Annotated in this window: 22 protein-coding genes and 1 pseudogene; 1 reads left to right on the top strand and 22 read right to left on the bottom strand. The window is 35.5% G+C overall.

The window, feature by feature from the left end:
* The 13 genes and pseudogenes from PHP06_06580 to cwlD form a co-directional block, all read right to left on the bottom strand.
* The coding region (locus tag PHP06_06580) for an ABC transporter ATP-binding protein (GenBank protein MDD3840223.1) at positions 1-794 on the bottom strand (794 nt) is incomplete at its 3' end.
* Positions 791-1,432, bottom strand: a complete 642-nt coding sequence (locus PHP06_06575; GenBank protein ID MDD3840222.1) for a TetR/AcrR family transcriptional regulator — start codon at positions 1,430-1,432, stop codon at positions 791-793. The genes PHP06_06575 and PHP06_06580, both read right to left, overlap by 4 nt.
* Before the next feature lie 281 nt (positions 1,433-1,713).
* Positions 1,714-3,624: an HIRAN domain-containing protein gene (locus PHP06_06570; protein ID MDD3840221.1), complete on the bottom strand. Its 1,911-nt coding sequence runs from the start codon at positions 3,622-3,624 to the stop codon at positions 1,714-1,716.
* 488 nt (positions 3,625-4,112) lie between these two features.
* Positions 4,113-5,921 (bottom strand): DUF2207 domain-containing protein, encoded by a 1,809-nt coding sequence (locus tag PHP06_06565; protein ID MDD3840220.1) that lies wholly within the window; start codon positions 5,919-5,921, stop codon positions 4,113-4,115.
* Between the two features lie 70 nt (positions 5,922-5,991).
* Positions 5,992-6,222, bottom strand: coding sequence for a LysE family transporter (locus PHP06_06560; GenBank protein MDD3840219.1), 231 nt, complete (start codon positions 6,220-6,222; stop codon positions 5,992-5,994).
* 72 nt (positions 6,223-6,294) lie between these two features.
* Positions 6,295-8,043, bottom strand: coding sequence for a DUF4153 domain-containing protein (locus tag PHP06_06555; protein ID MDD3840218.1), 1,749 nt, complete (start codon positions 8,041-8,043; stop codon positions 6,295-6,297).
* A 126-nt stretch (positions 8,044-8,169) separates the two neighbouring features.
* Positions 8,170-8,241: pseudogene (locus PHP06_06550) on the bottom strand (transcriptional regulator).
* 75 nt (positions 8,242-8,316) lie between these two features.
* Positions 8,317-9,663 carry a phosphoglucosamine mutase gene (gene glmM, locus PHP06_06545; GenBank protein MDD3840217.1) on the bottom strand — a complete coding sequence of 449 codons (1,347 nt, stop codon included), beginning with the start codon at positions 9,661-9,663 and terminating at the stop codon, positions 8,317-8,319.
* A gap of 420 nt (positions 9,664-10,083) precedes the next feature.
* Positions 10,084-11,313, bottom strand: a complete 1,230-nt coding sequence (locus PHP06_06540; protein ID MDD3840216.1) for a CdaR family protein — start codon at positions 11,311-11,313, stop codon at positions 10,084-10,086.
* Positions 11,306-12,133, bottom strand: coding sequence for a diadenylate cyclase CdaA (cdaA, locus tag PHP06_06535; protein ID MDD3840215.1), 828 nt, complete (start codon positions 12,131-12,133; stop codon positions 11,306-11,308). The genes PHP06_06540 and cdaA overlap by 8 nt, the downstream gene beginning before the upstream one ends.
* 174 nt (positions 12,134-12,307) lie before the next feature.
* A complete protein-coding gene (gene amrS, locus PHP06_06530; GenBank protein ID MDD3840214.1) occupies positions 12,308-13,285 on the bottom strand; it encodes an AmmeMemoRadiSam system radical SAM enzyme in 978 nt (325 codons plus the stop codon).
* A gap of 11 nt (positions 13,286-13,296) precedes the next feature.
* Positions 13,297-14,709: an AmmeMemoRadiSam system protein A gene (gene amrA / locus PHP06_06525; protein ID MDD3840213.1), complete on the bottom strand. Its 1,413-nt coding sequence runs from the start codon at positions 14,707-14,709 to the stop codon at positions 13,297-13,299.
* An 86-nt stretch (positions 14,710-14,795) separates the two neighbouring features.
* Positions 14,796-15,503 (bottom strand): N-acetylmuramoyl-L-alanine amidase CwlD, encoded by a 708-nt coding sequence (gene cwlD / locus PHP06_06520; GenBank protein ID MDD3840212.1) that lies wholly within the window; start codon positions 15,501-15,503, stop codon positions 14,796-14,798.
* Between the two features lie 306 nt (positions 15,504-15,809).
* Between cwlD and PHP06_06515 the strand changes: the two genes are divergently transcribed.
* On the top strand, positions 15,810-17,729 hold the full coding sequence (locus PHP06_06515; protein MDD3840211.1) for an NAD(+) synthase: 1,920 nt from the start codon (positions 15,810-15,812) through the stop codon (positions 17,727-17,729).
* Positions 17,730-17,752: 23 nt separating this feature from the next.
* Here PHP06_06515 and PHP06_06510 read toward each other — a convergent pair whose 3' ends face one another.
* The 9 genes from PHP06_06510 to PHP06_06470 all read right to left on the bottom strand — a co-directional run.
* Entirely contained in the window at positions 17,753-18,946 is a 1,194-nt protein-coding gene (locus PHP06_06510; protein ID MDD3840210.1) for an ABC transporter permease, read from the bottom strand.
* Positions 18,946-19,854: an ATP-binding cassette domain-containing protein gene (locus PHP06_06505; protein MDD3840209.1), complete on the bottom strand. Its 909-nt coding sequence runs from the start codon at positions 19,852-19,854 to the stop codon at positions 18,946-18,948. Before PHP06_06505 ends, PHP06_06510 begins: the two co-directional genes overlap by 1 nt.
* Positions 19,855-19,957: 103 nt before the next feature.
* Positions 19,958-20,482 carry a hypothetical protein gene (locus PHP06_06500; GenBank protein MDD3840208.1) on the bottom strand — a complete coding sequence of 175 codons (525 nt, stop codon included), beginning with the start codon at positions 20,480-20,482 and terminating at the stop codon, positions 19,958-19,960.
* Positions 20,483-20,558: 76 nt separating this feature from the next.
* Positions 20,559-21,950: an asparagine--tRNA ligase gene (gene asnS, locus PHP06_06495; protein ID MDD3840207.1), complete on the bottom strand. Its 1,392-nt coding sequence runs from the start codon at positions 21,948-21,950 to the stop codon at positions 20,559-20,561.
* 198 nt (positions 21,951-22,148) lie between these two features.
* Positions 22,149-22,580 (bottom strand): hypothetical protein, encoded by a 432-nt coding sequence (locus PHP06_06490; GenBank protein ID MDD3840206.1) that lies wholly within the window; start codon positions 22,578-22,580, stop codon positions 22,149-22,151.
* Positions 22,577-23,047 carry a hypothetical protein gene (locus tag PHP06_06485; protein ID MDD3840205.1) on the bottom strand — a complete coding sequence of 157 codons (471 nt, stop codon included), beginning with the start codon at positions 23,045-23,047 and terminating at the stop codon, positions 22,577-22,579. Before PHP06_06485 ends, PHP06_06490 begins: the two co-directional genes overlap by 4 nt.
* 93 nt (positions 23,048-23,140) lie before the next feature.
* Positions 23,141-24,658: a hypothetical protein gene (locus PHP06_06480; protein MDD3840204.1), complete on the bottom strand. Its 1,518-nt coding sequence runs from the start codon at positions 24,656-24,658 to the stop codon at positions 23,141-23,143.
* A gap of 16 nt (positions 24,659-24,674) precedes the next feature.
* Positions 24,675-26,090: a HAMP domain-containing sensor histidine kinase gene (locus PHP06_06475; GenBank protein ID MDD3840203.1), complete on the bottom strand. Its 1,416-nt coding sequence runs from the start codon at positions 26,088-26,090 to the stop codon at positions 24,675-24,677.
* Positions 26,078-26,256: helix-turn-helix domain-containing protein (locus tag PHP06_06470; GenBank protein MDD3840202.1), on the bottom strand; the 179-nt coding region annotated here is incomplete at its 5' end. The genes PHP06_06470 and PHP06_06475, both read right to left, overlap by 13 nt.

Genomic DNA, 26,256 nt, shown 5'->3' with positions numbered 1-26,256 from the left:
TGCATAAGCTCTATCTCATAGTTGTTTATAATATCATTCAGCCTTGCCTTGTCCTGTTCATCTACCAAAGAAATAGTTTGCTTTTTAATTGTATTTCCTTGCCTATATTCTACATCTACAAATTTTTTCCCGTATTGAAGCTTTAAATTCCTAGGGGAATCTATCAATTTCAGATGTCCATCAATAATAAATCCTACTCTATCGCATAGTTCTTCTGCTATAAACATATTGTGGGTGGTCAAAAATATAGTCGTGCCCTGTTGATTCTTTTGCTTTATTATAGCTTTGATCTGATTTGCAATAGCCGGGTCTAATCCGGTAGTAGGTTCATCCAAAAACCAAAGTTCCGGATTATTCAACATACTCCTTACAAAAGTGAGTCTATGTTTCATTCCTTTGGAAAAAGTTGAGGCTTTCTTATCAGCTACATGAGATAATCCCACCATCTCCAATAACTTATTAGGATCCATAGTTTTTACATCGAACAATCTCCTGTAAAAATCCAAATTTTCCAAAGCAGTCAGCTTTCCATACACATTTGACTGTTCAAAGGACACTCCTATCTTATTGAACATATCTCTGGATGGATCCTTCATGTCATACCCTACTACTTCAGCTATGCCTTTCTGCATGGGCAATAACCCAGTCAATATGCCCTGAGTAGTAGACTTTCCAGCACCAGACGGTCCTAAAAAACCGAAAATCTCGCCTTTATCCACTTCAAAACTAACATCCTTCACCGCATATATGTCATCCTTTGAATAAGAATAATATAGATTTTCCACCCTTATCATTTCTTTCCCCCCTCATTGGCTATGCCGTGCTGTATAATATCTATAAATTTCTCTACTATCTCCATCATATCTTGGCTATACTCTCTGATATCTCTTTGTTTTAAATAATAATCAACTACTGAAATATTCAAGATTGTCAACAAATATGCAACCATATTTAAATCCAGATGTTGTCTGATCTCCCCTCTATCTACTGCCTTTTTTAAAAGCTGTTTAAATACCTCATCAGACTTTTTTCTATTGTCTCTCATTATTTCATCATAGATAGGGTTAGACGGATCTGCTATCAGCTTATTGCCAATTTCTAAAAGCTGTGGATTTTCCTTGGCAAAATTCAACCCGGATACATACATCTCTCGAATCAATGTAAAGATATCTTGTTCAAATGGATTGGCCAATATAGGAGACATATATTTTAGCTTTTTATCTGCAATGATCCCGATAATATGCTTATATAAGTCCTTCTTGTCTTGAAAATATTGATAAAAACTTCCCTTTGATATTTCACTGTTTTCTACAATCCTATTTATACTGGATGCATCAAAACTATATTCGCTAAATTCTTTTATTGCCGCATTTTCTATCCTCTCTCGCTTTTCTTCAGGTAAATTTAGAAAAGTATCCTTGGGCAAATTCATACCTCCTTTATGACCTTTAGGTCATGTGACTTATTAGTCATATAGTACCATGATTTATTTTAACCGTCAATCAAAATAATCATAAATAATAGAATATCCCCAAGCCAAAGCGTATAAAAATATGCTCCTCCTTGTAACAAACAGTTTTTATCTTTTCTACTATCTACCACAAGGGGAGCATATCAGTTTGATGCCATAAAGAATATTTAATTATTTTCACTGTATAATTGACAGGGGGCGATCCATATCAAATATGGTGCTTTTTATAATTTTTATATTATCTAATAAGGAAATCTGATAACCTTACCTTTTTGTTTCGGGGTTTTACTTAGCATAATTTGAATGTCCGGTTTTCCTTTATCTAAATTATCGCTGGCCAAAACTCCGTATAGTTTTTCTCCTGCATCCATCATGGAAGACAGCATTGTGTTATCTGTTCTTGGCACATACCCCAATACATAGCCGTCCTCGGTGGTTACAAGTATAGCTTTTTCATCATATTTGTTTTCCGGCTCACGCATGAGATAAAGTATATCTCCGACCTCTAACTGTCCTTCCACTACCATAAGGTCCCGAAAAAAGGTCCCAGCAATATTTGTACTGATCAAACATATATCAAAAGGGGATGGTGTTACTTTTATCTCTGAAACATCTACATAGCGCTGCTCTTTTTTCTGACCATAATTTTTCCTTCCCATCAAGCGCAATAATCGCTTTCTAATATTTTTAACCGGCTCTATTCTATAGGCATGTTCCAATGCTGGAAGTACATTTTCACTCCATTGCAGTTTGAACACACGTAAAGCCTGTATCGCCTCAATTCGCACATCAGGGAAACGACAGGTTAAACAACGGATAAAAAAGCCCTCTTTATTAAACTTTCCTCTCCTCATGGCTTTAAGCAAATAAACAAGCCAAATATCCGGTTTGTTTTCCGGGGTTATATTATCTTCCAATATTTCTTGGGGATCTTCACGTAACACCTCTTCAGGCAATACATGCTGAAGGTAATCAAAAATATCTGTCAGATAATATTCTGGATATTCGATTAATACGTATTTTAATATATCCATGTCAAATAAATCTCTCTGCAACAACGGAGCAAATTCTTTGAAATGGGGTACTATTTCTAATATTTCCAACACTGAAATAATAAGGCTGGTATGCTCTTTAGGCATACTTAATTCACATAATACTACATTTTCCCACTTGGGCTGTTTGATTATATCATCACAAGCATTTCTTATTAAATTTTCTTTGTTGCTGGACCAACCATTTTCCTTTTTTATATCCACATCCTGCTGTTCCCAATGAGGTACCATGCTCTTTTTAATCATCACAATTGCTGCTAAGTCAATAAATGACTTAGCATATTTGTCAGCAACCTTGATATATTTTTCCACCATCATCAAGCTCTGACTGAATTCTTTTATATTTATGTCTTCTGATGCATAGGCCAATAGATATGATAGATTATAAAAAGTTTCTTCTGTGAGCGATAAACTCCGATAAAATGCCGCCATGTCCGGTTTTTCAATACACATAATAGCCGATAAGTTGGGGGCTATCTGATTTATTGCCCCTTGTTCAAACATCCATTTCCTCTGATTTGCACGAACAGGCTCAAGGATATAAAGAGAAACCAATTTACCGTAACCGCATGTGTTCTGGGCTAGTTCATACACAAATTGATTCTGACGCACGAAATTTTTGGATGCTTCTAAAGCATAAAGTGTGAAAGCACTATGAAACCCAAGTGTCTTTAATATTTGCCTTACAAAGTCATTCTCAAAAAAACCAAGGATAATCATTCCAAGCTTTACTTGCTCTGTTAGTTTGCTTTGTGTGGCTAGTTTTATCCCAAAAGAGTACAGTTGTTTTTCATCCACCAACTCTTCAGCAAGATAAAGATCTATACGCTTGCTAAGTGCTTCCAAATATAAAAAAATCGGTTTTTTATAGAGTATTTGGGCCAGCTCTTTTGTTGCATTATTTTTTTCTATACAAATTAATATATGTTCCATCAATTCCATGGCCAGCTTTTCTTTGAGGGAGATTGACAACTTGTCTTCCCACAACACATAAAGCACATCACTTCGACCTGCAGTGTATGGATCCTGAAAAGAATATGGTAGTCCCGGATATTTAATTGACATACGGTTTATAAATTTATAAATAGCTTCTTCAGCCATGGCAGTGCTCTCCTTCTATATCGACTATTTTTAAATAATAATTATCAAAATCGATATATAAAATTCAATATCAATTATATAGTAATTACCATATTCTTTCAACGAACCTGTAGAAAAATTGAGAAAATTATAATATCAATTTTTTAAAAATTTCTATTCAGACTATCTATTCATTTCTCCAAACAAACCCATCAATATTTCCTCCTATTTTTTTAATATATTTTCTAATCTATATGTGATGTAGATCGATGCTTTATATAGAAAAACAAGGAACTTTTGCACGAAATTCATATTTAAATGATAGATTCATGCATAAGTTCCTTTTCCTATTTAGATCTTAATAATATTTTTTCTTATACTACATTAAATCAAATTTCATATAATATTGCAGAAAATAAAAACAAAATGTGCCCTCATAAACCCAGTGCATTTCAAACTGTTGTGACAAAAAGGTCATACATAAAATCATATTTTGAAACTACTAAAAATTAAAAACCTCCTGCTCCACCCCCACCGGCGCCTCCACCTCCGCCACCGGAAAAGCCGCCTCCCGAATATGAACCGCCTGCTATATCTTCAAATGAATTGTTCATGCTCCTTTCAAATGCATTATCTTTATTATTCACATATAGAAGATACCAAAATATCCAACTATTATTCGAATAGGCTTGATTATATTGATTTTTTTTATCAAAATTAAAGTCATCTACTTTTGTCTCTACACCTAGACCTAATGCATAGATCAAGGATACGTCTACAGAATTCTCGATAAAACCCTCTATAGATAGATGTTTGTCGTGTTTTAACATATCTTTCTTAAAATGCACCCACTTCTTGTATTGCCAATATCCATAATCTGAACGTCTACAGAATAAAGTCATGCTGTAAATAAACAGCAGTATAGAGATAATTAAACTGCCTATACCAAACAAACTGCTGTAAACCAGTGTAAATATACTTAGTATGAATAATACAAGGGAAAGTATTAGGAAAAATACTCCGAATTTTGTTTTGCTCTTATCATAATATCCTTTTTGAACGGCATCTTCTCTTATCTTGCCTTTCCATTGAGCATAGAGATCAATAAATTTTGTGCTGTTGTGTTTCCCGAATTGTTCTATATCATTAGTACTGACAGATTGCCCGTTTCCCATCTCATCGATCAACCAGTTAATAAAGTGTTTTTCATGATTTAATAGGGAATCATCCTGTTCTTTTACCCGGGTAATAATGTATTCTTGATCGTCAGTGTCTTGCCCTTTTTTATATTCTCCTTTGCTTATCTTCATATACCCTTTCCTGAACAGGTCTAGGATGGTTGCAAATATAGTATTAGTGCTAATAATGTTGCCTGTTAAATAGCAGGCTACAGCAGGGGTGCAGTCCTCCGGGATACCAATGTATTCCATGCTGTGATAAATATCTTTCTGCCTTCGGAACAGAACGAGAAATAGAACAAATAATACGAGTCCAACCCCTGCACCCACAATAGAAATTTGTTCTAATATCTCTCCAATAGCTTGCTTCCTTTCTCTGTCCTCTATCAATTTTTTTTGATAAGCATCTTCTTCCTCCAATATATTAGAATAATTATCTACGTTCCGAATATTGTTGGATAATGGGATACATTCCTTTGGAAAGAGTACCCGTCCTTCGATAAAAGTATCTGGAGGCACATCATCCACATGCAAAATATAAGTAGCATCGTTTTGCATGTGGATTTCACCATTTAATGGCCCGTGGGCAAATATCTTTACCTCATTGCTTGCATCAATTTGAGGCAGCTTAATATTTACTGTAAAACTTCCTATCGATGTTTGATTTTCATCTCCTAAAAATTTATAGTATAATTCTCCTATATCATTATATTTTATGGCTACATTTTTTACTATATAGCCTATCCTAAAGGTCTTTTGCTGGTCTTTGGAAGGAGAAAATACCTGAATCGATATTTTATCAGTATCTTCTTTTATCACAAATACACCTGAGTCTCCCTTTTTTGCATCCTCCACCTGAACATATTCTTTTGAAGAATCGGTTAGCACTTCTTCCACACGGATATCGGACACGCCCGAAGTTTTGTCCAATACGATCTCCCTGAATACCCCATTGAAATCATCATTGAATTCAAAGGTAATATCTTCTACTATCTTCAGGTCTCCGGTTTCAACAACATGTGCATTAACTACCCATTCAGGAATGATTAAATCATCTCCCGCCTTCACAGTACGGGGAAAGCAGAGAATTAAGGTAAATACAAACACAGAAAGTATAATATTATTAAGAGTTCTCCTCATTTTTATCACCTTCTATCATTTTATTAAAGAAATTACCTTTGTATTATATGTTAATACAGGACTTATCATGTTATAATTTCGTCTGAATCATCTTCCAATCGCTTCTTATAAAGTAAATTGAAAAGCCTATAATAAATATGCCTAATAATAGAATAATCCAGCGATACACAGTATCGCTTATCAATTTTTTCCCCTTGGAGATTGCTACAGAAATTGCTGAATACCATATAAAATCCGATAAAATATGTCCTACAAAGAAAAACAAAACACCAGTTAAACCTAAAGTATAAGACTGGCGTATTGATTCCGTACCTTTATTTTATATATTTTTACTGTGATCACTTTCTTTTGTCCACAATTATTTTGTACTAACCTATTTAACCTTGACCAGCATATAGAAGTCGAGGCTGTTTATCCTGGCATTTCCCGCTAAGTTTTCTCCTGAAATATGTGTAAATATGAACTTCACCTTGAGTTCTTCATTTTCGTCAACTAGCATCATCTCTTCTGCTGGGATGGCATTTTCTCTAGCGGTACCTTTGTATTTTTCCCCAAGTTTCTTTACAAAAGGTTTTAAGTCCTTCTCATACACTATATTTCCTCCTATGCTCACCTTAATAATACAAGACTGATGATCGTATACCGCTCCTATTTCTCCCTCTGGGATTTCACTTGTATTATATAAGTCCTCGATGTCAAGCATGTAGTCATATCCATCTACTTCTATGGCTTTCCCTGTGTTATCCCTGCTAAAATAAAAGTAGTCTCCCGATGTGCCATAACTGGGGCTTTCGTATGAAAATCCGAACACTTTTTCCATATCTTCAATCTTAAACCCTTCCGGCAGACACCGTACATCATCTAATGTATGGTTTCGGGAGAAGTAATCCAGTATCCTGCTCACTTCATCTTTATCCTCGGAAGAGATATTATCAGGGGCGGCCTGCACTCCTCCATTCATCACCATATTATTTCTAATAAGTATTTTTCCCAGCCTGTTGTTCTGGCTCATCTTAGATATGGAATAGCTGCTTAAAGGTCCAAACACGGATACAATGGCAATGGCCGAGAGAACTACTGGTAGGACGATATTTTTAGGATTCTTAACTAATGACAGATAAACCATTATGCCGAAGACCCAAAGACCTAAAACTATAACATAATACCTGTTTTCAGTGACTCCGTAGGCATTTATCCTTATTCCCATTGAAATGAACATCATTATTAAAACAGGGATTATTATTTTAGGAAACCACTTTGAAAACCTGTCAGCCCACTTGTTCGTATCCCTTATGGGAGCTATGAAAAAGAGAACTGCCGCTACAATAACAGAATACCAGAGTACCAGGTGCGAGACCATCCCTACTGGCCACTGCCGGGTTACTATTATCTTAATAAAGTATATATATAGTATGCACGTATAAACACTCAATAGGGGCATGACAATATACAGAATCAAAATCCTCAAAAGTTTTGAATAGCTCTCCTTTGTAAATCTTTCATCCTTATCCGGCACCCCTGTCAGAAAATACGATGGAGCAAATATACATACAACTAAAAGCCAGGTATAGTAATAAGCCTTTTCTTCTATATGTATCCCAAGGAGGTTATCTACTGTAAATAGTATAGCCGTTAACCCTAGAAACAACACTACAGAATAAATTACAGTGGTAAAAAAACTGGTACATATCTTGATAATATACATCTCAAACCTTTTCTTTTTAGGAAGGTAAGGTATATACAAAAATCCTAAGTATAGCGCCAAAGTTACTGCAGCATATCTGGTGATTGAAACCATATTCAGCTCATTTAGCAGGAAAGAGTAATACAGTATAAGTATTAACGCTCCACCTCCGTAGTATTTAACAAGTTCCGGCAGTTTTTTTGCATGTTTTCTCTCAAGAAAAAGCTTTATACACAATGATAGAGGAATTCCAAGGGCAAAAATCATAGTAGTCCTGATCAGAATATCTCTAAGGTTTTCATCGTATATGGGTTCTATCTCTGAAATTGTTATAAGCATTATACAAACTGATATTGAAAACAAAATTGTTACGGGAAATCTCTTAAGGCTCCTTAAAAGGCCTGTCACAATATTTTTAAACGCCTCCAGTATTTTCATGAATTTCCTCCTTTATTTTCCTATATATTCTAAAGATGATTTTAATTTTTCATTTACTAATAATCTTACTTTAAATTCGGTTAGAAATACTGGTTACATCTGTTTTATTCCCGAGTATCCGTGTCACTTCTCCGAAAGTCCTGTGACGCTCATTTTCCTTTTAGCCAGCATCACGTCAATATTAATTATAATTGACATATAAGTTGGTCCTATTTTCTACTTCCTCTATCCCTTTAATTTCATTTGCATAACCTTTTTCTACAAATCACATAACTAATTCAATACCCTCTCTATCAAGGATACCAGCCTTTGAGCTTCTTTTTTTATTTCATTCTTATTTTGACCTTCTATCATAACCCTCACAAGGGGTTCAGTTCCCGAAGGCCTTATCAGCACTCTTCCCTTGCCTTCAAATTTTCCCTCTATCTCTTTTATAGCGTTGACTATTTCATCGTATTTATCGTAATCATATTTTCTGCCATTAGAAACCTTTGCGTTTATCAATTCTTGTGGTAAGGTGTTCATAACAGAAGCCAATTCTGAAAGCTTCTCTCCCTTTTCCTTTACTATTGAGGCCAACTGAAGGCCTGTAACAATTCCATCCCCTGTTGTGTTGTGTTCAAGGAATATTATATGTCCTGACTGTTCTCCACCGAAGCAGAACCCGCTTTTCTTCATCTCCTCTATAACATATCTGTCCCCAACATTTGTTTTTACACAATTGCACCCGTTATCCTTTAAAGCTATATCAAGACCCATATTGCTCATCACAGTTGTAACAACAGTATCTTTATCTAGCTTCCCTTTCTCTTTTAAATAAAGACCACATATCGCCATTATCTTATCTCCGTCCACTATATTCCCTTTTTCATCTACAGCTATAACCCTGTCAGCATCTCCGTCAAAAGCCAGACCTAAGTCCACGCCGGTCTCAAGCACATAATCCTGAAGCATATTTGTATGCGTTGAACCACATCGTAAATTGATGTTTGTACCATCAGGCTCGTTATATATGGGAAATATCTCAGCTCCCAATTGTGAGAACACTTGAGGTGCAACCATATATGAAGCTCCATTTGCGCAGTCAAGCGCAATCTTCATGCTTTCAAGATCAGTATTTACAGTTTTCCTAACAAAATCCACATAATCCACTGAAGCATTTTCCAGCTTGACACTCCTTCCTACACCAATACCGGTAGGATTAGGAAGCTCGTCTAATTTATTGTCGATTATATCCTCTATTTGGTCTTCCAATTCATCTGACAGCTTATATCCTTCTCTATTGAAAAATTTTATACCATTATATTCAAAGGGATTATGGGAAGCAGAAATCACTACTCCTGCATCCATATCATAGTATCTAGTTAAAAAAGCTATAGCAGGAGTAGGTATAACCCCTACACAAAGAGCTTCTGCTCCTACCGAGCATATACCTGCCACCAGTGCTGCTTCTAACATATCCCCAGATAACCTGGTATCTTTACCGATCAATATTCTAGGTTTATGTCTGTTCTGAGTCAATACATAGGCCCCCGCTCTGCCTAATTTATATGCTAATTCGCAGTTCAGTTCAGTGTTAGCTATTCCTCTTACTCCATCTGTTCCAAACATCCTTCCCATAGTTTTCATCCTTTCTTCCCAAATATCGAATCCAAAATATTTTATTTTAATATTCGATATTCATATGTAAATTTAAACATAAAGTTATATTATCACAATAAGATAATAAATTGCAATTTGTATTATTTATAATCCTCTTTCCTTATTTTCACTTTTTGTCCTTGCTTGACAAATTAGCCTTTTAATCTGAAATATGCATACATATATTATAATGAAGACCATAAAGAATGGTATTAAGGAAATCAAAACACTTATTAATACTTTGTTAAACATATCAATATAATTCATTCGCAAGCGCTCCTAAAATATACTTCTTAAATATTATATGTATAAAATATTGATATGATTAACACTAATTTTATTATTATAGATATATGTTTTAGGGCGCTCAAATGGCGCCCCTTGTAGTTTAAGACAATCTTATTCTGTTTCTTCAGCCAACTCTATATTTATTGCCTCCGGATTTATATTTAAAATCTGAACTCTAGGTATAGCATCAATATTGACTTTTAAGTTTCGATGAACGCCTGCTTCAAGGCCTCCTAAATCAACAAACAACTTTATATCATCTGGCATTATGGAGTCCACTTCACTTTGTTTTCCCAAAACAATAACTTTTATTTTGACTTGCCCACCTTGAACTATTTCCAGATTATCTCCCAAGTTCCTATATTCTATTCTATCAATTTCAAAATCTCTTTCTATTTCTTTTTCTTTGACTGAAACAGTTATAGTCACAGTTTCTTCCTCATCTACAAGAAAGACATTATCAGGTACTACAGGTTTTACTGTTACACTAAAATCATCTGATCTACCTTCCAAGTTTATCGGCAGGGCTTTGATAAAATCGATTCCGTCTAATACTTGCCCGTTCCCAGCAATTCTTACAGTGCTAGGCTGAACCACAACTTTATCTATTTCATAGCCATCTTTCAAACTACCTTGAAAATCAGCTTCCACCTTGACTTCCTTGGTAGGAATAACAGGCAACTTAACATCTACTGTCTTGGAAGGAGCGATATTGACATCGTCCAATATCTCCTTTTCTTGCTTGTCATATAGTTTTATCGGCAACGCAGTTTCAATATTCTCTGACACACCTTTTAAATCTAGTTCTACAACTGCTGACTCAATTTTTGTTATGCTCTTGCTAGGTCCTGTTACGATTATTTCACTAGGTCTTATTTTAGGTACACCTTTCACATACCCATCCTGAAGTTTACCCTTGTACTTGACCTCGACAGGAATCTGTTTCTTTATTATCTCATCCAAATATACATTGATATTTAAAGGATCTAAGGTTACATCTTCAAATTTATCCAGTGCACCTACTACTTGAACAGGTATTACGTTAACGCCCTTCTTTGTATGTCCGGCTAAATCTGCAAAAGCTTCTATGTCGGTGGATTTTAAAGCATAAATATCGTTTCTTCTTCCCTTTACCCTTATATTCACTTTATATTCTTGGTCACCTTCTATCACAAGTCCGTATTCTTCCAACATTTCAACGTTTTTTAAAGTTACCGGAACATCTTTTATTTGATGTATTATTTTAGGGTTCTGGTCACTCACCACATAAGCCCATAAGATAATTGCAATCAAGAGCGATATGATCTTTACAGTTATATTTTCTTTAAATATATCATTCATTCTTTATCCTCCATTTTAAAGTGGATATAGGATTTGTAGTTTCCTTTTCCCTGTATACTTCAGTTAATATATCTTCAAGGCTTTTAGAATCCAGATACCTGGTCAACTTTCCATCAGAAGCTAATGAAATAATTCCGGTTTCTTCTGATACTATTATAGCTATGCCATCAGAGTTTTCAGAAATCCCCAATGCGGCTCTATGCCTTGTTCCCAATTGTTTGCTGAGGTTAGGATTTTCGGTAAGCGGCAAAAAACAACCTGCTGCAACAATCTCGTCCTCCCTTATCAATACTGCCCCATCATGAAGAGGTGTATTAGGCACGAATATATTACATAAAAGTTCTTTTGAAACTACAGCTTGAATTTTTACACCTGTCTGTATTATATCGCTAAGTCCTGTTTTTCTCTCTATAACAATGAGTGCACCTATCTTATTCTGCGAAAGGGTCTCTACTGCTTTGACAATCTCTTTTATTACAATAAAAGAATGCTTCTTTTCAAGTTTAAAAAAGTTCTTATCAAAAAATTTGCCTCTACCTAATTGTTCAAGGCCCCTCCTCAGTTCAGGCTGAAATACTATAAGTATAGCTATTACCCCTACAGTCATTGCATTCCTTAATAAATAGTTAATAGTGTATAAATCCAACCATTCGCTCACTTTGGTAACCACCAGCAACACAGCTAATCCTTTGAGAACTTGTTCAGCCCTTGTAGCTTTTATAAGCATGAACAATTTATAGAACACAAAAGCAACTATCGCTACATCAATTATATCCCTAATCCTTAAATGTGTGACTAGGAAAATTATTTGTTCCAATATATCAGCCCACATACACACACCTCAATTTCAATAACAAACTGTATTTTACTACACTTTATTCTAATATTTAATCGCTAAATAACCGTTCTATTTATTATATTACTATAGCACAAATCAAAGTACCAGTAAAAAATTATCATAATTTTAAAAATAGCCTTAATCGGCTATTTTAAACTAAAATATTCCGTAAATAGCAGTCCCGCATCCTTCACATTTTCCATTATCTATATACTTTACTCTTCCTTGATAATTTCTATCTATCAATAAGTTGTTACATCCAGGGCAATAAGTATTGTTATCATGTCCCCAAATATTTCCCAAATAAACATGATCCAATCTCTCCTGCGCCTTTTGTTTAAGCTTCACCAATGTATCCACTGGGGTAGCCTCTCTTTCCATCTTATAGTTAGGAAAATATCTTGAAAGATGAAAAGGTATGCTTTTATTTATCGATGCTAACCATGAAGTAAGGCTGTCTATTTCATTATATTGATCATTTAGCCCGTCGACTATCAAGGTAGTTATCTCTATATGGGTACTCAATGCTGAGATCTCTACAGTTTCAAGCACAGGTTTAAGTTCTGCCTTGCAGTATTTATTGTAATATGTATCGGTAAATGACTTAACATCAATATTCATTGCGTCTATGTAAGGGAGCAAACTTTTTAAAGGCTGTTTTGATATGAAACCATTTGTCACCAATACATTGACAAGCCCTTCACTTTTTGCTATTTGAGATGTTTCGTATACAAATTCATACCATATGGAAGGCTCATTATAGGTATAAGCTATACCTACCGAGCCGTTTCTTTGAGCTATCTCAACTAATTTATGAGGAGAAATTGTGTGGGTTTCCGCATTTTTCCCATGGGCAATCCTCCAGTTTTGACAAAATTCACAATTCAGATTGCATCCTACAGTACCTACAGATAAAATGCTGCTCCCCGGCAAAAAATGATACAGGGGCTTCTTTTCTATAGCATCCATTGACATCCCACTGATATTGCCATAATTTAAAGAATACAGCTTCCCACCTATATTCTTTCGCTGTCTACATATTCCTGTTCGTCCTTCCCCTATTAGGCATCTATGCGGGCATAACGTGCATAGTAAGCTGTCTCCCTTTTTGCGCCAAAACATAGCTTTCTTCATTTATATCACCCTTACTCTTGGTACCTTATTACTCGGAATCTTTCCAATCCATAATCTTCATCCTTACTTATACCTGCTTTGCCCAAGGCTATTTCCACCTGCTGCTGTGGAGTGTCCACCCCCTCCAGATTGGGAAGTAATAATCCTGTTCTAAAACCGCTCCTGACTATTACTCCATATTTTTTAACATCAAGCTGGTCTATTGAATCTATGGCTTCTGGCTCCATGAGAACATCCACTGAATATTCCAATTGTTTTAGTTCATGTTCCTGAATAGGTTGAAATCTATAGTCTTTAGTAGCAGAGCTTATAGCATTGTTTATTATTTCCTCAGCAACGTTTTTACGAGTAGCTTGAATAGTGCCTATACATCCTCTAAGTTGCCCATCTTTTTTTATAGTGACAAAAACTCCCGCTTTTTTGCTTATCAGTTCAGAATCCACATCATCCGGTACTTTGGTAGTCTTTCCGCTTTTAACATAGGTCTCCACTGCAAGACGTGCAAGCCTTACATATTGTTTCCCTTTTCCGTTTATCCCTTCATTATCTTCATATTTTTTATCCAGCATTTTTTTAAGAAAATTTCTTTCACCGCTCTTTTTGATTACATTAAAAGTTGCTACACAGTATCCCACACCAAAAGGTCCTTGATAAGACAGCATTTCAGGTTTAAACTGATAGCCATCCATCACCCCCAACATCATGATTATAGGTATCAAACCACATTCCCCTGCATTTTTTATCAATTGCCCATCCATATCCAATATCGCCTCTACATCTCCCTTTTTCAGCATTTTAATCAACTTTTTATCAAATACCTCTCCGTCAGGATGATACCCTGCAGGAGCACCTGAAATCAAGCGATGTGATAGATCACCGCTTGTAAGTATGACCACATCTCTCTTTAACTTTTCAATAGCTTGTTGAATGGCCTTTCCAAAAGAATACAGTTCCTCATGGGAGAGTATGCCTATAGAAATGTGGACAAGTTTATGATCGCTAAATTCTTTGTCTACAAAATAGAGGGGCACTATAGCACCATGGTCTAAATCGGGGCTTATATTATATTGAGCAGCTAATGTCTTATTTAGTGAAACACAAGGTATATCGCAGTTTTCTGCTTCTTCTTGTATTCGCTCAACTAGCTCAAGGTCATTTTGATAACTCAATGCAACTTGCGGTGCACCGAAACTTCTTAAATCCCCTTTTAATATTCTCTGTACTGAAATACCTATAGCATCTTTAAAAACTGGTCCGTGGGGTGTAATAATAACTATTGTGTCGGGATCTTTCAGTTTTATGTCCTTTGAAAGGCTGTGCATAGCTTGGATAGTTTGATTTATCTCTTGTTCCCGTCCCCTTCCAATCTCATGAACCATGATAGGAGGATGAGGAGATAAATAAGCAGACAATATTCTTCCCATTTTTATACCTCCAATTATTTGTTTATCATTATCATTTGTTCTTTACCAATATTTTATCACAAATGTCATATAATGAGAATTTTCTGTTAGCCTGATTGCTCTACAATATATTTTATCACTCCTACATATATTGCCCAAGCAACCTCTTGCTGATATTTATCGGTATTAAGCAACCTTTCCTCCTCCGGGTTGCTTAAAAAGCCACATTCTACTAAAACTGCAGGAATCTGATGCCCTTTAAGTATATAATAAGAATCCGATTCCTTTATCTCACGCTTGTTCCCTCGGTTCAATACCTTTATCAATTCATCCTGTATACTCATGGCAAGCTTTTTACTATGTTCATCGTTTTTTAAATAAAATGTCTGGGCACCGTAGTATTGTGATTGAGGAAAACTGTTTAAGTGTATACTTATAAATATATCTCCTCCTGCATTTTGAGCGATCTCCCTTCTCCGCTTCAAGTCCTCGTTCTTTTTGTGCCTCAATGTTCCTTCCTCATCGTACAATCCTTTGGCAGTCTCTCTAGTCATCACCACCGCTGCACCACTTTCTTGAAAATAATCTTTTAATTTGATTGAAATCTTTAAATTTATTTCAGATTCATTCATCCCGGCTTTGCCTACCGCTCCTGGATCAACCCCTCCATGTCCAGGGTCAATTATTATAACTTTGTCTGATATGGGAAAAGATAAGTTTGATACTGCAGAATAATATGAAACATTCAAAATAGCGATAAAGATTAGCGATATAATTATCATAACAATCAAAGAAAAACTCTGATTATATTTCACAGCTCACCCTCCAACAGCATTTTATATAAAAATATTCTCCAGTTCTTGATTTATGAATAAAATATCTATTATCAGCTTAAATTGATATATAATAGCCGCTTACGGGTGTATATGATACCCTTTACAAAGTTCAAGTTTAAAACTATCGAACAGGAACTTATATGCTGAAGTTTAGTGAACTGCTCATGGACGCTCTTCTATATATATAAGTTCCGTACATAGCTGCTGTCATACTTGCAAATGTTTAGCTAAATTAAATTGTAAATGTTATAATATTGATATAAAATTTTTTTGAAATTGGAGTGAATGCTATTGGATAGCTGTTTTGTAAAAGTTTCAGCAGGCTGCCCGGTTACAAATGTGGCAGATATAGATTTTAATGTGAAAAATATAATGGAATGTATAGATATAGCTGTGCATCAAAACTCAAAACTCATAGTATTTCCTGAACTCTGCATTACTTCATATACCTGCGCAGACCTTTTCTTTCAGCGCAATCTTATAGAACAAACAGTAAAAGGTTTGGAAAAACTATGCCATTACTCAAAGAAAACAGATATATTAATAGCCGTCGGTGCACCTATCACATTTAATGATAAACTCTACAATTGTGCGGTAATTATAAAGGATGGAGATATATTAGGTGTAGTGCCTAAAAGCTATCTACCAAATAATGATGAGTTTTACGAAAAAAGATGGTTTGTTGAAGGCAGGGAGATCACAGATAAAATACTGAATCTATATTTTCAAAAAAACATCCCTTTTGGAACAGATCTCATATTCTGTGCTGAAAATTTAAAATTTGGTTTTGAAATATGCGAAGACCTTTACACCCCCATCCCTCCTAGCAGCCACCTATGCACAGGAGGGGCAAATATCATAGGGAACTTATCGGCATCAAATGAAATAGTAAACAGGGCTGAGTACATAGAAAGCTTGGTAAAATCCCAGAGCGCAAGATGTACGTGTGCCTATGTATATTCTTCAGCAGGGGTATATGAATCGACTACCGATTTGGTATTTGGAGGTCATTTGATGATTTCAGAAAAGGGCACCCTGATGGAACAAAACGACAGATTTCAACGTAAAAATCAGATTATAAGCCAAATCATTGATGTAGACAAACTAAATAATGCTCGTTTAAAAAACTTCGATTTACAACAGCCTATAAATCTTTCTGATTATAGAAATATAGAGTTTACCTACCAAAGCAGAAAGATTGTCGATTTTGATAGATACATAGACAAACATCCATTCATTCCTAGCGATGCTGACCAAAGGGAAAGCCGCTGTAAAGAGATATTCAATATTCAGACAGCTGCACTTGCAAAAAGGTTGGAGCATACAGGCATGAAAAGAGTTATATTGGGTATATCCGGAGGACTGGACTCAACTCTTGCACTGCTAGTTGCAATAAAGACCTTTGATATGTTGGAATATACCAGGAAAAATATACTATGTGTGACAATGCCTGGATTTGGAACTTCGGATAAGACCTATGCAAATGCAGTAAATCTTTGCAAAAATTTGCAAACCGATTTCAGAGAGATAAACATAGTAAAATCTTGTATACAGCACTTCAAGGATATCGGTCATTCGCCGGATATCCATGATACAACTTACGAAAATGTACAGGCAAGGGAAAGGACCCAGATTCTCATGGATATAGCAAACAAAGAAAAGGCACTTTTGATAGGTACTGGGGATCTATCAGAACTAGCTTTAGGTTGGGCAACCTATAACGGGGACCATATGTCCATGTATTCAGTGAATTGCTCTGTACCCAAAACATTGGTTAGATATTTAGTGGAATATGTATGTGAACACCAGGTGCAACCGCAAATATCCAAAACACTTAAGGATATACTGAATACGCCGGTAAGTCCAGAACTATTGCCCAACGACAAAGCAAATGATGAAATATCGCAAAAAACCGAGGAGCTGATAGGACCTTATGAACTTCACGATTTCTTTCTCTATCATTTGGTAAGACAGAACTCCGCACCTGAAAAAGTATTCTTTCTCGCTTGCCATGGGTTTAAGGATCAATATTCACCAGATGTGATAAGAAAATGGCTGAACTTTTTTATAAAAAGATTTTTCACACAACAGTTTAAGCGTTCGGCTGTTCCAGACGGACCAAAAATAGGCACTGTAAGCCTTTCACCTAGAGGAAATTGGAAAATGCCCTCTGATGCTAGTTTTAAATGTTGGTTATTAAAATAAACAGGCCTTTAGCCTGTTTATTTTTAATATTTCAACCATTTTAGTATTTCTGATGGAGTTGCGCTCTTGCCGTACATGAGCATACCTGTTTTGAATATCTTTCCTGCCATGCGTGCAATCAAAATAGTTGCAAGTACTATTAGCGATGCACTTAAAAGTATTTCCCAAAGAGGAATGTGTGATACAATCGCCATCCTTAAAAGCATGACCCCCGGACTGGTAAGTGGAAAAAAAGAACCCACCTTTGCTATTATGCCATTAGGACTTGTCATTATGGCCCCTACCAACATTATAGGAAGCATAGGTATAATCATTATAATCCCTTGGAAATTCCCGGCAGACTGAACATCATCCATAGTAGCACCTATGCCAACATAAAGGGAAGAATACATCAGATAACCCATAAGTGCAAAAAACAACATGAGGGGCATATCCTTGGTAAATATATACTGTAAAACCGGGATCTTAAATACCAGCTGCACTACAGGTATCACCATCACCATCCATATCAGCACCTGCAAAATCCCAAGCACAAAATATCCTATTATCTTGCCCTTCATGAGACTGTAAGGAGAAATAGATGATATCAAAACTTCTATCATCCTGTCCTTCTTCTCTTGTAATGAACTCTGCATAGTCATAGACCCTGTTATAAAAACAGAGATGAGTATTATCATGGAAAATACCGCAGGTATTATCTTCTTATAAGTATCCATATCTTTGCTGACCAATGATTGCATGCTAAAGCTATAATCCCTCATCACCTTATCTATATCCTGATCAGCCATGCCCAACTTTCTCATTTGATGTTCTTTTAATATATTATTAAGAGCATTTTTTAATTGCTCCACATTCAGCTCACCTTCATCACCATTGTATAAAGTTATCTGCATCTGTTCTAATGTTGATGAATCCAGCACTAAATAACCTGTGTTTTGCTTTCCCGTTATTTTTTGTTTTAACTCTTCCTCATCTCCTTGATAATTTATCAGTTTTATATTTGGAGAATCCATCTCTTTTTCTATTTGATCATATATTCCTACCTGATCTATAACATAAATGGTATTAGTTTTTTTAAACTCTAATTCACCTAGAAAAGTGGGAAGTCCTCCAAATACTATCATCAATATAGGAGTCAATAATATGGATATTATAAATGTTTTATTTGTCAAGTTTCTCTTTATTTCCCATATAGCAACCTTCAAACTATCGCTCATTATCTCACCCCTCCGGTAGCTACCTTCACAAAAATCTCATGCAACGAAATCCTGCTTATGTTTAGCTCGTTTATTTTTACTTTGCTAGAAAACTCATTCAAAAAATCATTGGGCGTATAACCTGATTTTATATGTACAGTCATATTATTACCCATTTGCTCAACACTTTCAACCAAGTGTGACCCTTCAAATAAAGATTTATCATTGTCCCCTATAACAGTACATTTGAAATGACCGAACTGTTCTTTTATTTCCTGCACCGGTCCATACAACACTTTTTTCCCTTTGTTTATAAGAAATATCCTGTCACAAAGCTGTTCTACTCTGTTCATCTGGTGAGATGATAATAATATGGTAGTACCACTTTCAGCCAAACCCCTTATGCCTTTAATTATGTAATCCTGACTTACAGGATCTAATCCTGAAAAAGGCTCGTCTAATACAAGCAGCTCGGGCTCATGGAGTATTGAGGCAATAAATTGCACCTTTTGAGCCATTCCTTTTGAAAGTTCTTGTACCTTAGCCCCATCGTACCCTTTCAGGCCAAAAACCTCTAAGTAATCCAAAGCTCTAGAGCGGGCCTTATCTTGAGGATACCCCTTTAAGTTTGATAAATATAAAAGCACATCCATCACTTTCACGTTTTTGTATAAACCCCGCTCTTCCGGAAGATATCCAATACTAGAATAAGGTATCCCGTTTCGCCCGCCTGGTATTGCATATTCTATAATACCTGAATCAGGATATATAATTCCCATCATACATCTTATAGCAGTGGTTTTGCCTGCACCATTAGGTCCCAATATTCCCAAAATCTCTCCCTTTTCAACCTCTAAAGATATATTATCCACTACTGTTTTTCTCTCGAATTCTTTTGAAACATTTGTAAGCTTTAATACACTATTCATATTTCCCTCCTCATGATTAAATCACTATAAATTATATCATAATCATTAGTTTTATAGGTACAAAAAAAAGAACCCGAATCATATTAAATCGGGTCCTGATTTATTAACATGGACAGAACTGCGAAGGTTCCAAGTCTGCATAATGGGCAATCACTTTTACTCTAATAGTCCTAGGACAACATATGCTATCTTCTTCAGGAAGTACAAAACAGAACTGATCGACTCTTACATTGCAGCATTTTGGTTTTTTCCCATCGTCAGGTACGTTTACAACAACACCTTTAAATCCTCGGGGTCTCAACACGCCCCCCTCAAATTCACAAACAATAACTCCTATTGCAAGTTTTCTGCCTTTACACACATTCCTAAACTTTATTCTGATTTTTAAAAACCTTGCCTGACATTTTAACTCTATCCCATTATCCCCACCAATTGTAAAGTCCTCCGTATCTTGGCAGGCATCAAAGTTTATATCTTGGGTTTCACAGCAACAGTCGACTGTCTGGGTGGGACAGCTACCTATACATTGGCAGTCTACAGATTCTTCATCAAATTCTATCTTATCAGTCTTACTATCCTTTGGCAGATTATCTTTAGAAATAACTGTTCTGCTTGTTTTGTTTATCATTTAGACACCTTCCTTTCTACTTTATATAATATTCAATTAGCATAAAAAGGTGTCTAATAATACGCTCATATCATAGCTAAAACTCTGCACTTTTTACAGTCCTGGGAAATGATATTACATCCCTTATATTAGACATTCCAGTTATATACATAATAGCCCTCTCAAAACCCAGTCCATAGCCGGCATGCTTAGTACTACCATATTTTCTCAGCTCTAAATACCACCAATAGTCTTCTTTGTTTAAATCGAGTTCTTGCATCCTTTTTTCTAGACGATCCAATCTTTCCTCCCTTTGACTACCGCCTATTATTTCACCCACTTCCGGTACCAACAAATCCATTGCAGCAACCGTTTTACCATCATCATTTTCCCTCATATAGAAGGCTTTTATAGCCTTAGGATAATCAGTGACAAATACAGGTTTGCCAAATACCTGCTCTGTCAAATATCTCTCATGTTCGGTTTGCAGGTCGCATCCCCATTCAACCGGATATTCAAACTTATTGCCCGATCCTTTAAGTAACTCTATAGCCTTGGTATAAGATATTTGTTGAAAGTTTGAATTTACTACGTTTTCAAGCCTTTTGAACAATCCCTTATCTATAAATTTATTGAAAAACTCCATCTCTTCAGTAGCATTCCCCATAACATAGTTGATTATATATTTCATCATGTCTTCAGCTAATTTCATATTATCATTAAGATCGGCAAATGCCATTTCCGGTTCAATCATCCAGAATTCAGCAGCATGTCTAGGTGTATTTGAGTTTTCTGCCCTAAAAGTGGGTCCAAAAGTGTATACATTCCTGAATGCATGGGCATACGCCTCTGCTTCCAGCTGACCGCTTACTGTTAAATTTGTCTCTTTCCCAAAAAAATCTTTAGAATAATCTATCTTTCTATTTTCATCTACAGGTATGTTATTAAAATCAAACGTAGTCAACCTGAACATCTCTCCTGCACCTTCACAATCACTTCCTGTTATGATAGGGGTATGCACATAAATAAAACCACGTTCCTGAAAAAACTTATGTACTGCAAATGCAGCTAAAGAACGTACTCTAAATACTGCTGAAAAAGTATTGGTCCTAGCTCTTAAATGTGCTATGTTCCTTAAGAATTCAAAGGAATGCCTTTTCTTCTGAAGAGGATATTCAGGAGTGGATTGTCCTTCTATGAGAACCGAAGCTGCTTTTATCTCAAAGGGCTGTTTAGCACCTGGAGTTTCAACCAGTTTGCCTTCTACTACCACTGCAGCCCCTACATTTAATTTGGATATCTGGTTAAAATTGTCCAAATTCTGTTCAAAAACTACCTGTATGTTTTTGAAAAATGTTCCATCATTTATCTCCATGAATCCAAATTTTTTCATTCCTCTAACAGTTCTTACCCAACCTGAAATCTTTATTTCCTTGTTTAGATACTGACAAGCATCCTTGTATATGTCTTTAACGAAAGTATTTTCCATCTTTCCACTTCCTTTACACTCATTTTTAAAAACAAGTTTATACCAATATGCCCCATATTTAAATCGTTTAGATTGTCGTTTAGTACCATTTATTGAATATTATATCACAACGATTGAAGGTTCTTATCCTCTGTTTTTTATTATATGATTAAAAAACACTGCACATCATATGATAGATAGTGCAGTGTTTTTATGCAATTATTTTTTTCTGATCGTCAGGGAACATTTTGCCTTGTCTACTTCTGACATATCATATATATATTCATAACCTAAAGGCTCTAATACTCTTCTATAAAGTATATCGCAATGTTTACAGTAGTTGTGATAGGGTTGAATATGCTCAAAATTTAATAGTCTTCCCTTGGATGGACATTGATGCATTATCAGTTTGAATTCTCCTTTTTCTTCATCCAGCTCCAATGTAAAATCTGCTGCCTCTTCGTTCAAGGTATGAGTCCAGTACATCCAACAACCCCTTATCCCGTTCTCTACTACCAAGTCCTTTAGGTTACCTAAAAAATTCTCTGATAGATACTCCCAAAAGCCCATCACTGCTTCTTGCCCGCCTTTTTTCTCTAAATACTTAAACAATTCACTATAAGCAGGAATAAATTCAGTACAAGATATCATTTTGTATCCCTCCTATAAAATCTCTGAATATTGCCGCCTGTCTGTTCATCGTAATCTTCAAACTCAGCTGCATAGGGGGTACCTTCTACTAAAGCCTCATTCACTGTTCTGGTGGTTTCATAAAATAATTGAGCCACCAGTCTATTATTTTCTCTCATATGCATAACAGCAGGACATTCATATACTTTTATAACAAGCTTATCATCATCATATGAGATGTCCACCTTACCGCCTTCTATTTTATAAATCTTATCAAAATGCTCCTTAAGAGCTATCAAACCCCTCTTTTTGATATCCTCGGTAAGAGGTGCATAAAATGCTTTTGTAAATTCCCTTAAATATTCCCTTACAGCTTCTTCACCATAATTTTGGTGCAAATAATCTATGCCGCAACTCATTGAGGCATGGAAATCCTTGTGAAGATATTCATTGTCTGAAGCCTTGCGTCTCATTACTTCCTTAGGCATCGAGATTTTCCTCCCTTACATTCGTATATTTGATAATAAATATTATAATATTATATTTATTATCACTCATAACCATTTAAAATGTCAATACCATTATTCCAAATCCCCTTCTATATATGCACCATCTATCACCCTAACTCCGTTGCTAAAGCTCTTCTCCCATTTTTCTACATAGTTGCCTGTGGCCCACTCTGCCATGACTACTTGCTCATTTTCTTTGAGTTTTATTTTTTTTGCAGGTTCTTTGGATAAATTGCCATCCTTTAAAATATATACATATAATACATCGTCAGAAATTATAAGTGCGATATCTTTATTTGGTGATGTAAAAGCATCATCTGCATCAGGAATATTAGCCTTTATTGTATTCCATGAAATATGCAGCTTATCATAGCTCACCATTTTAGATGGGGAGATAATATTTATATCAAAATCTACAAATATCTTTTCATCAGTCTGCCCCTTACCGTTCAATCTTCCTCTAACAATCCACTGTCCATTTCTTCTCGAAAGTGTAAAGCTTTCTTCTGTAGGAGTTTGCTCCAGTTTCTGTATTACATCCTTGCTTTGTAACGCTAAACATGTGCTGGCTGAAGCCAGCATGGCATCATATCCCCGTCTGTCTCCTACAACATCGGATATTTTAACTCCATTATCATTGCCCAAATTATCCATAGGTATAACCTGTAACATCTCAAGGTTATCCAGCTTTTCGATGCCTTTATTGCTAGTTTCGACTGCAATATAGTCACTGCCTAAAAACATTATCTTTCTACGGGCAATATCATGGGTAACATTCTTGCTTTTTGCAGAATCATTAAAAGCAGGATACGCATAGAGCTGATCATAGACTTGTTTTCCGCTTTTTTTAATGTTAGACCCTACTTGCCAAAAACCTTTATCCCTAGGAACAAATAGATCAGAAATCTCAAGAATAGGCTGAACTATCATATCCTTAGATGCTATCCATAATGTTCTGTAGTTTGCCTGTTCAACATCACCATGAGATTTATCTATAGACTTTAATCCCAATAAAACACAAGAAGACAAGGTGTCCCCTTTTTGTTGCTCAATTCTCTCATTCTCTTCTTGCTCAATTAAATGATTTGTATTTTCCTCTGCCAATTCTGAATGGTCATCGGAAGGCCTTTTTAAAAATAATAAAATATTATCAACACAGGTAATTATCAAATCATCGCTTATCTTGACAAACTCGTTAACAAATATATCATTTGAGGTAACTGAAATAACCTGAACATTTACATCTTCAACCCCTATTTGTCTACAATCCAGCTTATGAGCATACAAAAAATATTCCCCTGCTTTTATATTTCTTAATTTATAATTTGGATTTTCATAATATTCCTCATCAAATATGACTTTTTCTTGATCAAAATAAACATTCTTTGAAATCCAGCCCTTAAGTTCCGATTCATCATATCCGGTATCTCCAATAATCATATAATCCTTTATATTCCATGTACCCTTCAAGGGAACCGACATATTCTGAGGTGCTACAATCTTTTCGCTGGTCTCAAATCCTACATCCACACATCCTTGGATAAATATCACAAATAAAAGCAATATAAAAACAGCACAAATTTTTTTCATCTATAAAAATCTCCTATTATATAGTTTGTCCTAGTCTTATACATACACTTGTCCCCTTCCCCAATTCGCTCTCTATCTCTAAAATACCTCCATGCATATTGACTATCTCATCACATATAGATAAACCTATCCCGTTTTGCGATTTACTGCCTTTACCCTTATAAAATTTCTCTTTTACCCGGGGCAAGTCTTGTGGGCTGATGCCACAGCCATTATCTTTTATACATACCTCTACTCCATGATCTACTTCCTTCACCTCGATAAGTATCTGTCCATTCTCCTCAGTAAACTTGAATGCATTGTCTAACACGTTTATCAAAACCTGTTTTATTCTATCCCCATCCAAAGTCAACACAGGTAGATTTTCCTGACATCTAACCGATAAAAACTTTTTTTCCCTTTCAGCTCTAGGGTTTAGATATTTTTCTATATAAAATATCAGATCTTCTATCTGTGTCTCTTCCTTGTTTAAAGTGGTCTTGCTTGATACCAGCCTGGAAAAATCTAGAAGCTGTTCTACCATAACAGTCAACCGATCGCATTCCTTGTCTATTATCCTTAACCCATCTTTTATTATTTGCTTATCATCCATATCACTGCTTTCCAATGTTACAGCCCAGCCTTTTATAGCAGTGAGAGGAGTCCTGAGCTCATGGGATACCGATGATATAAACTCGTTTTTCAACTGCTCCTTCTTTAATATTTCCTCTGCCATATAATTTAAAGTATCAGACAATTTTCCTATCTCATCATTGTTTTTCTTTTCACTTCGTATTTTAAAATTTCCTGATGCCATTTTTTCAGCTACAGCTGTAACACTATTTATTGGAACAGTTATACTGGTAGCTAAAAATATACTGACTATACCTGATATTATAACTACGATCACACCTATTACCACAAACACTGTAGAAATAGCTTTTATTCCATTATTCACTTCCTTTAATGAAGTGATAAACCTTATAGCTCCCACCACTCTATCCTCTGATTTTAAAGGATAAGCCACCGCCATAACATCGGAATCATCATAGTCGACTCTTCCAACCCAACTGCCTTTTTCTCCTTTTATCGCTTTTTTAAAATCTATAGTCTCTATAGGCTGCTCTGCAGGCACCCCTATTGAATCCATGAGCACCTTACCTCGTTCATCAATTATTTGCACCTGAGCAGGGGTTTGTTTCCAAAAAATGTCGATATTGTCCAAAACATTGTATTTTAATGGTGTGTTGGCAAAATATCTAGAATAGAACTCTGATGATATTCTTATCTGGTTAGTTAGTATTTCCTCTGTGTTAGTATAGTAATAATGTTTAACAAAATTAATCAATAAAACCTCAAGTATCAAAATACTTATCAATATTACAAGCATAAAATTTGTTACCAAGCGAATCTTTATACTCTTCATAGTAACTCCCGCAATCATTTTTTCCATCTATATCCTATTCCCCACACTGTCTCTATATGCTGGGGATTGGACGGATCTTGCTCTATTTTTTTTCTCATCCTTCTAATATTTACATCAACAATCTTAGGATCTCCTACAAAATCATTTCCCCACACAAGGTCAAGCAACTCATCTCTGCTGAATGCCTTGCCCG

This window comes from Clostridia bacterium (assembly GCA_028698525.1).
Classification (GTDB): Bacteria; Bacillota; Clostridia; order JAQVDB01; family JAQVDB01; genus JAQVDB01.
Note: the sequence above shows the minus strand (reverse complement) of the source record. Positions and strands in the feature narration are given on the sequence as shown.